This window comes from uncultured Bradyrhizobium sp., assembly GCF_936928535.1.
Taxonomy (GTDB): Bacteria; Pseudomonadota; Alphaproteobacteria; order Rhizobiales; family Xanthobacteraceae; genus Bradyrhizobium.
The window spans coordinates 135574-141923 of the sequence record NZ_CAKZHY010000171.1; the positions used below are offsets into that span (position 1 = coordinate 135574).

A 6350-nucleotide genomic window follows, 5' to 3' on the forward strand; every position below is an offset into this window, starting at 1 on the left:
ATGATCTGCGCGAAGAGAACCCCCTCATCCGCCTTGCCTTCGGCAAGGCACCTTCTCCACAAGGGGAGAAGGAAAGAGAGCCCGCAAGGTGAACAAGATGAAAAAAACGCGGCTAGCTCATAATCTCGACGTCACTTCAATCGGCCTCGGCTCGGCGCCGCTCGGCGGCCTGTTCTCGCCGGTCAGCGATGCGGACGCGGAAGCGACACTCGCGGCCGGCTGGTCGGCCGGCATCCGCCTCTACGATACCGCGCCGCTCTACGGCTTTGGCCTCGCGGAACAGCGGCTGGGTGCTTTCCTGCGGCAACAGAAGCGCGAGTCCTATGCGATCTCGACCAAGGTCGGCCGCCTGCTGCGCGCGCCTGATGCTACGACGGTCGAGGACGATCATTTCAAGGGCGTGCCCGCGCTGCGGCCGCGATTCGACTTCAGCTATGACGGCGTGATGCGCTCGGTGGAGGAAAGCCTCGACCGCCTCGGGCTCGATCGCGTCGACGTTCTGCTCGTGCATGACCCTGACGATCACTATGACGACGCCGTCAGCGGTGCCTTCCGCGCGCTGATACGGCTGCGCGACGACGGCACGGTCAAGGCCATCGGTTCCGGCATGAACCAGTGCGAGATGCTCACGCGTTTCGCGGAAGCCGTCCCGGTCGATTGCTTCCTGCTCGCCGGCCGCTACACGCTGCTCGACCAGGGCGCGCTGGACGCGCTGTTCCCGATCTGCGCGGCGAAAAACATCGGCATCCTGCTCGGCGGCATCTACAACAGCGGCATTCTGGCCAATCCGCACACGGGCGCGAAGTTCAACTATGAGGACGCCGGCGCGGCGCTGGTGGCGCGTGCGATCGAGCTCGATGCGCTCTGCCGCAAGCACGGCACCGAGCTGAAAGCCGCAGCGCTCCAGTTCTGCATCGCGCATCCGGCCGTGACCGTGGCCGTGATGGGTGCGCGTAATGCGGCGGAAGTCGCCGACAACATTGCGATGTCGGAGCGCGCGGTCCCGCAAGCCTTCTGGCAGGAGCTGCGCGCCAAGAACCTCGTCGACGCGCGGGCGCCGCTGCCGGGCGGGACGTGAGCCATGGCCATCGACGCCCACCAGCATTTCTGGGATCCCGCACGCGCCGACTATCCCTGGATGATGGCACCCGAGCTCGCGCCGATCCGCCGCGCCTTCGGCCCTGCCGATCTTGCGCCGCTGATGAAGGCGAACCGCATCGATGCAAGCATCGTGGTGCAGTGCCGTTCTTCGCTCGCGGAAACCGAGGAATTCCTTGAGGTTGCGCATGCCACGCCCTCCGTCATCGGCGTCGTCGGCTGGGTCGACCTGACGGATAGCGCGCTCGGCGACACCCTCGACCGCCTGCGCACCTTGCCGGGCGGCGCAAAGCTGGTCGGCATCCGCCACCAGGTTCACGACGAGGCTGATCCCGACTGGCTTCTGCGCACCGACGTCCAGCGCGGGCTGGCCGCGCTGTTTGCCCGTGATCTCACCTACGATTTCCTCGTCCGCACCCGCGAGCTGCCCGCCGCGATCGCGACCGCAAAGGCCTTTCCGCAAGCCCGCTTCGTGCTCGATCACGCCGCAAAGCCACCGATCACTGAGGGCGGCAGCGCCGATTGGTCCGAGCGCATCGCGTCGCTCGCTGCTTGCGACAATGTCTGGTGCAAGGTTTCGGGTCTCGCGACGGAAGCGAAGTGGAACGATTGGGACGCCGAGCGGCTGTTTCCGTTCGTCCAGCACGTCGCAAAGTGCTTTGGCGAAGACCGCCTGATCTTCGGCTCCGACTGGCCGGTGTGCCTGCTCGCCGGCAGCTATAGCGAAATTAAGACCGCGCTGGAGGCGTGCCTGGCGAAGCTGGGGCCGCGCGTGCGCGAGAAGGCGTTCGAGGTGAACGCGAAGAAAGCGTATCGGTTGGGTTGATCGCAGTTGAGGTGCGCTCTTCCCTCTCCCACAAGGGGAGAAGGAAGAATGCAACGTCCAGCTCCCTCACGCGCCCGCGGGCACCTGATCCAGAAAGCCCGTGATGCTCTTGATCCGCCCGTCCTTCAGCACGGCAAAGTCGGTCCCCTTGACCGGACTGTCGACCCCGTCAGGGCCGAGACCCCAGGAAAAGCGGAGATGGTCGCCGTAGCCGTTGGGCTCGCCGATCAGGCTGAACTTGAAGTCCGGAAAGCGCTGCTGCACGCCTGATATCAGCGCGTCGATGCCATCGAGGCCGTCGCCTTTCATCAGCGGATCGACATAGCTCGCATCCGCGGTCCAGAACTCGCTGAGCAATGCGTGGCGACGATTTTGTGCGCGCTCGTTCCAGAGATCGATGTAGCGACGGGCGATGGTGACGTGATCGGTCATGGTGCTCTCCTTCGATGGCGCCGTCTTGTTCGGCTGTCCCGACTATCGAAGGTTCACATGCGCCAATCGATTACCTCGGAGATCATGTGGTCGCAAAAAAAGAGCGCGATGAGGGTCTCATCGCGCTCCGGTCGCATGTCGGCTTGCGCGAATTACTTCGCTGCGGTCACCATGATCTCGACGGTGTACTGCGGCGCGGCCAGCTTGGCTTCGACGGTGGCGCGGGCCGGGGTGTTGCCGGGCGAGACCCAGCCGTCCCACACCGCGTTCATTTCCTGGAATGTCTTCATGTCGGTGATGTAGATCGTGGCCGACAGCAGCTTCGACTTGTCGGTGCCCGCCTTGGCGAGGTGACCGTCGATGGTCTTCAGGATGTCCTGGGTCTGCTTGGTCACGCTTTCGCCGGCCGCATTGCTGGCGACGACGCCGGCGAGATAGACGGTGTCGCCGTGCACGACGACCTGGCTCATGCGCGGGCCGGTTTCAAAACGCTGAATGCTCATTTGCGGGATCTCCTTCAGGGAATGGCGGCCCTGTCTAGCGCAGCACCCCAGGCTGTGCCACCCTTGGCACGCATAGCGTTGCCTGGCATGCATGAATGCCCGGCCATGCATGCGCCCGTTCAATGAAACCGGCTGAAGAAAGCCCAAATCGTCTCGGCGCCGTCGATATCGCCGTTCTGCGGCCCGAGCAGGCCGGTCGCAACCCTCGGGAAGCGGGCATCCGGCGCAAACCCGGGCATGCGGTGTCCGCCACCGTTGACACGATAGAGCACGACGTCGTGCCCGTCGGGGCAGCGCGAGGTGATCCGCGTCACCGTGGATCGGTCGTCGGGCGACTTGTCCGGCAGATCGGTCGCATCGGCATCGCCGGCCTCGCAGCCATTGAGCTTGCGCCAGAAAGCCAGCGTCTCCTCCGTCGACCAGAATCCGTCTGTGGCAAAATAGCTCGATCCGCGTCCGCCCTCGTAGGGGATCAGCGGATCCGCCGTGCCGTTCATGATCAGTATCGGCAGCGGTCGCGAGGGATGGCAGGTGACGGCGGTCTCTTCGGTGAGGTTCATGATCACGCTGGCGCCGGCGATAAACAGGTCGGCGCGCGCGCAGACCAGCGTCATCGCCATGGCGCCGCCGTTGGAAATGCCGGCGACATAGACGCGTTTGGCATCGGCCGTGCCGTCGGCCACAAGCTTGTCGACCAGCTTTGCGATGAAGGCGACGTCATCGGTGCCCGGAGGCGGACCGCGCAGCTCGGGTCCGGCCCTGGTCCGCGCATCGGCCCAGGCGTGGTTGAGGCCGTCGGGAAAAGCCACGGCAAAACCCTCGCGCTTGGCGACCTGTGGCCACGCCGTTCGCGTGATCATGTCGGCGCCGCGCTGGGTCTTGCCATGCAGCACGACCACCAGCGGCGCCGGCCGCTTCGCCGGCAATTGCACCGTGTAGGAGCGCATCGTGCCGCCCACGTCGATCGTGTCGGCGGATGCGGCCTGTGCTGCGGCGAGCGCCGCGATCAGCACGCCGATGCGCATCCGCCACCGCATGGTTCAGCCCACCGCTTTCGCTGCCGCCCGGCCGGCATTGCGGCCGGAGAACAGGCAGCCGCCGAGGAAGGTGCCCTCCAGCGAGCGATATCCGTGCACGCCGCCGCCGCCAAAGCCCGCGGCCTCGCCGACCGCATACAATCCGGGAATGACGCTGCCCTCCGCGCCGAACACGCGCGAGTCGAGATCGGTCTCGAAGCCGCCCAGGGTCTTGCGGGTGAGGATGTTGAGCTTGACCGCGATCAGCGGGCCCTTCTCCGGATCGAGAATTCTGTGCGGGGGCGCCGTGCGGATCAGTTTGTCGCCGATATAGCGCCTGGCATTGTGGATGTTCATCACCTGCGCATCCTTGACATAGGGGTTGGCGATCTCGCGGTCGCGCGCCTCGATCTGCATCTTGATCTCGTCGAGCCTCAGCAGGTCGTTGCCGGCGAGCTTGTTCATGGCCGCGACGAGATCCTCGATCTTGTCGCGCACGATGAAGTCGACACCATGGCTCTTGAACGCCTCCACCGGCGCGGGCGCGCCCTTGTTGGTGGCGCGCTTGATCGTCATGCGCCAGCTTTTTCCGGTGAGGTCGGGATTCTGCTCCGAGCCCGACAGCGCAAATTCCTTCTTGATGATGGCCTGCGTCAGGATGAACCAGGAATAATCGTAGCCTGTCGACATGATGTATTTGAGCTGGCCGAGCGTGTCGGAGCCCGGGAACAGCGGTGCCGGCAGCCGCGTGCCTGTTGCGTCGAACCACATCGAGGAGGGGCCCGGCAGGATGCGGATGCCGTGACGCGGCCAGATCGGATTCCAGTTCTGGATGCCCTCGACATAGTGCCACATGCGGTCGCGGTTGATCAGCCGCGCGCCAGATGTCTCGGTGATGCCGATCATGCGGCCGTCGACATGCTCGGGCACGCCTGAAATCATGAACTTCGGGGGATCACCGAGCCGCTTCGGCCAGTTCGCGCGCACCAGATCGTGGTTGCCGCCGATACCGCCCGACGCCACGATCACCGCCTGCGCCTTCAGCGCGAACTCGCCGACCACCTTGCGCGACGAGCTCTTGCCGCGCTCGACATTGTCGGGGGCAAGGATCGCGCCGCTCACGCCATCAACCGTGCCGTTTATTATCGACAGCGCGTCGACGCGGTGGCGAAACTTGAAGATCAGGCGCCCGCTCTTTGCGGCCTCGCGCGCGCGGCGCTCGAACGGCTCGACGATACCGGGGCCGGTGCCCCAGGTGACGTGAAAGCGCGGCACCGAATTGCCGTGGCCCATCGCATCATAGCCGCCGCGCTCGGCCCAGCCGACCACCGGGAAGATGCGATGGCCCATCGCACGCAGCCAGTCGCGCTTCTCGCCGGCGGCGAACGCGACATAGGCCTCGGCCCATTTGCGCGGCCAGAAATCCTCGTCGCGATCGAAGCCGGCGGTGCCGAGCCAGTCCTGCATCGCGAGGTCGAAGGAGTCCTTGATGCCTAGCCGGCGCTGCTCCGGCGAATCAACCAGGAACAATCCGCCGAACGACCAGAACGCCTGGCCGCCGAGCGACTGCTCGCCTTCCTGGTCGACCACGATCACGCGCTTGCCGGCGTCGGCAATCTCGGTCGCGGCGACGAGTCCCGATAGTCCTCCGCCGACGACAATCACGTCGGCCTGCTCGGTCGAATGCCCGGCCATGAGTTCCCCCCTGTAGTTGCCCGGAATTGAAGCCCGTTGCCGTAACTGAGATCAAGGGCGTGTCGCGTAAGACCTCGTTAACTTGTTCCACTTTGGGATTGAGGCAGGCCGGGTGCAGCGCGGACGCAACACTGGATTTGAATTTGTTTTGAGCGAGCCGGCCCGCCTAGACAAAAACACGGTTACGACGGACGCTAGGGGCGCATCACCACCTGACACGCAGATTCGAAAACGACTGGGGCGGGGGCCAATGAAGTTTCTGACGGGGTTGCTTGCGGCGGTTTGCCTGATCGCCTGCATGGGGGCGTCTCACGCGGTGGTTCGGATCGCGGATGACCGCGGTGGCCGGATCGGAACCTACGTCGACAAATACCAGGACCTCCGGCAGTCAGGTGACACTGTCATCATCGATGGTCTCTGCGCCTCTGCCTGCACCATCGTCCTCGGCGCCATCCCGCACGACCGCATCTGCGTCACCTCGCACGCGACGCTCGGCTTCCACGCCGCCTGGGACTTCGGCAGCAACGGCCGCGCCGTCACCAATCCCGAAGCGACCCAGATGCTCTATGCGATGTACCCCTCGCAGGTGAAGCGCTGGATCACGCAGCGGGGCGGCCTCACGCCGCACATGCTGTTCCTCAAGGGCAGGCAGCTCCAGGCGATGTACAAGCCCTGCTACCTCGACGCGCAGGCCTCGGCGCTCAAGCCGCCGGCGAGGTAGGCTGCCGCCTTTCACGCCGACCTCTCCGTATCGTCATGGCCGGGCTTGTCCCGGCCATC

At 65.2% G+C, this 6350-nt stretch carries 7 protein-coding genes; 3 read left to right on the forward strand and 4 right to left on the reverse strand.

Going from position 1 to position 6350, the window contains the following annotated elements; translation table 11 throughout:
• Positions 1-97: 97 nt before the first annotated feature.
• On the forward strand, positions 98-1078 hold the full coding sequence (locus tag Q0687_RS34325) for an aldo/keto reductase (RefSeq protein WP_298886997.1): 981 nt from the start codon (positions 98-100) through the stop codon (positions 1076-1078).
• A gap of 3 nt (positions 1079-1081) precedes the next feature.
• Complete coding sequence (locus tag Q0687_RS34330; RefSeq protein ID WP_298886964.1) at positions 1082-1924, forward strand: amidohydrolase family protein; 843 nt, start codon at positions 1082-1084, stop codon at positions 1922-1924.
• A 66-nt stretch (positions 1925-1990) separates the two neighbouring features.
• Here the strand turns inward: Q0687_RS34330 and Q0687_RS34335 are convergent, their stop codons facing one another.
• The 4 genes from Q0687_RS34335 to Q0687_RS34350 form a co-directional block, all read right to left on the reverse strand.
• Entirely contained in the window at positions 1991-2356 is a 366-nt protein-coding gene (locus Q0687_RS34335; RefSeq protein ID WP_298886966.1) for a nuclear transport factor 2 family protein, read from the reverse strand.
• A gap of 152 nt (positions 2357-2508) precedes the next feature.
• Positions 2509-2859 (reverse strand): RidA family protein, encoded by a 351-nt coding sequence (locus Q0687_RS34340; RefSeq protein ID WP_057742620.1) that lies wholly within the window; start codon positions 2857-2859, stop codon positions 2509-2511.
• 119 nt (positions 2860-2978) lie between these two features.
• Entirely contained in the window at positions 2979-3896 is a 918-nt protein-coding gene (locus Q0687_RS34345) for a PHB depolymerase family esterase (RefSeq protein ID WP_298886976.1), read from the reverse strand.
• 3 nt (positions 3897-3899) lie between these two features.
• Complete coding sequence (locus Q0687_RS34350) at positions 3900-5570, reverse strand: FAD-binding dehydrogenase (RefSeq protein ID WP_298886979.1); 1671 nt, start codon at positions 5568-5570, stop codon at positions 3900-3902.
• Positions 5571-5820: 250 nt separating this feature from the next.
• Here Q0687_RS34350 and Q0687_RS34355 point away from each other — a divergent pair, with 250 nt between their 5' ends.
• Entirely contained in the window at positions 5821-6291 is a 471-nt protein-coding gene (locus tag Q0687_RS34355; RefSeq protein ID WP_298886981.1) for a hypothetical protein, read from the forward strand.
• The last annotated feature ends 59 nt before the right edge of the window (positions 6292-6350 follow it).

Bases quoted from the DNA above. Each gene is read 5' to 3' on its own strand.
- Q0687_RS34325 (WP_298886997.1), top strand. From the start codon at position 98: ATGAAAAAAACGCGGCTAGCTCATAATCTCGACGTCACTTCAATCGGC.
- Q0687_RS34330 (WP_298886964.1), top strand. From the start codon at position 1,082: ATGGCCATCGACGCCCACCAGCATTTCTGGGATCCCGCACGCGCCGAC.
- Q0687_RS34335 (WP_298886966.1), bottom strand. From the start codon at position 2,356: ATGACCGATCACGTCACCATCGCCCGTCGCTACATCGATCTCTGGAAC.
- Q0687_RS34340 (WP_057742620.1), bottom strand. From the start codon at position 2,859: ATGAGCATTCAGCGTTTTGAAACCGGCCCGCGCATGAGCCAGGTCGTC.
- Q0687_RS34345 (WP_298886976.1), bottom strand. From the start codon at position 3,896: ATGCGGTGGCGGATGCGCATCGGCGTGCTGATCGCGGCGCTCGCCGCA.
- Q0687_RS34350 (WP_298886979.1), bottom strand. From the start codon at position 5,570: ATGGCCGGGCATTCGACCGAGCAGGCCGACGTGATTGTCGTCGGCGGA.
- Q0687_RS34355 (WP_298886981.1), top strand. From the start codon at position 5,821: ATGAAGTTTCTGACGGGGTTGCTTGCGGCGGTTTGCCTGATCGCCTGC.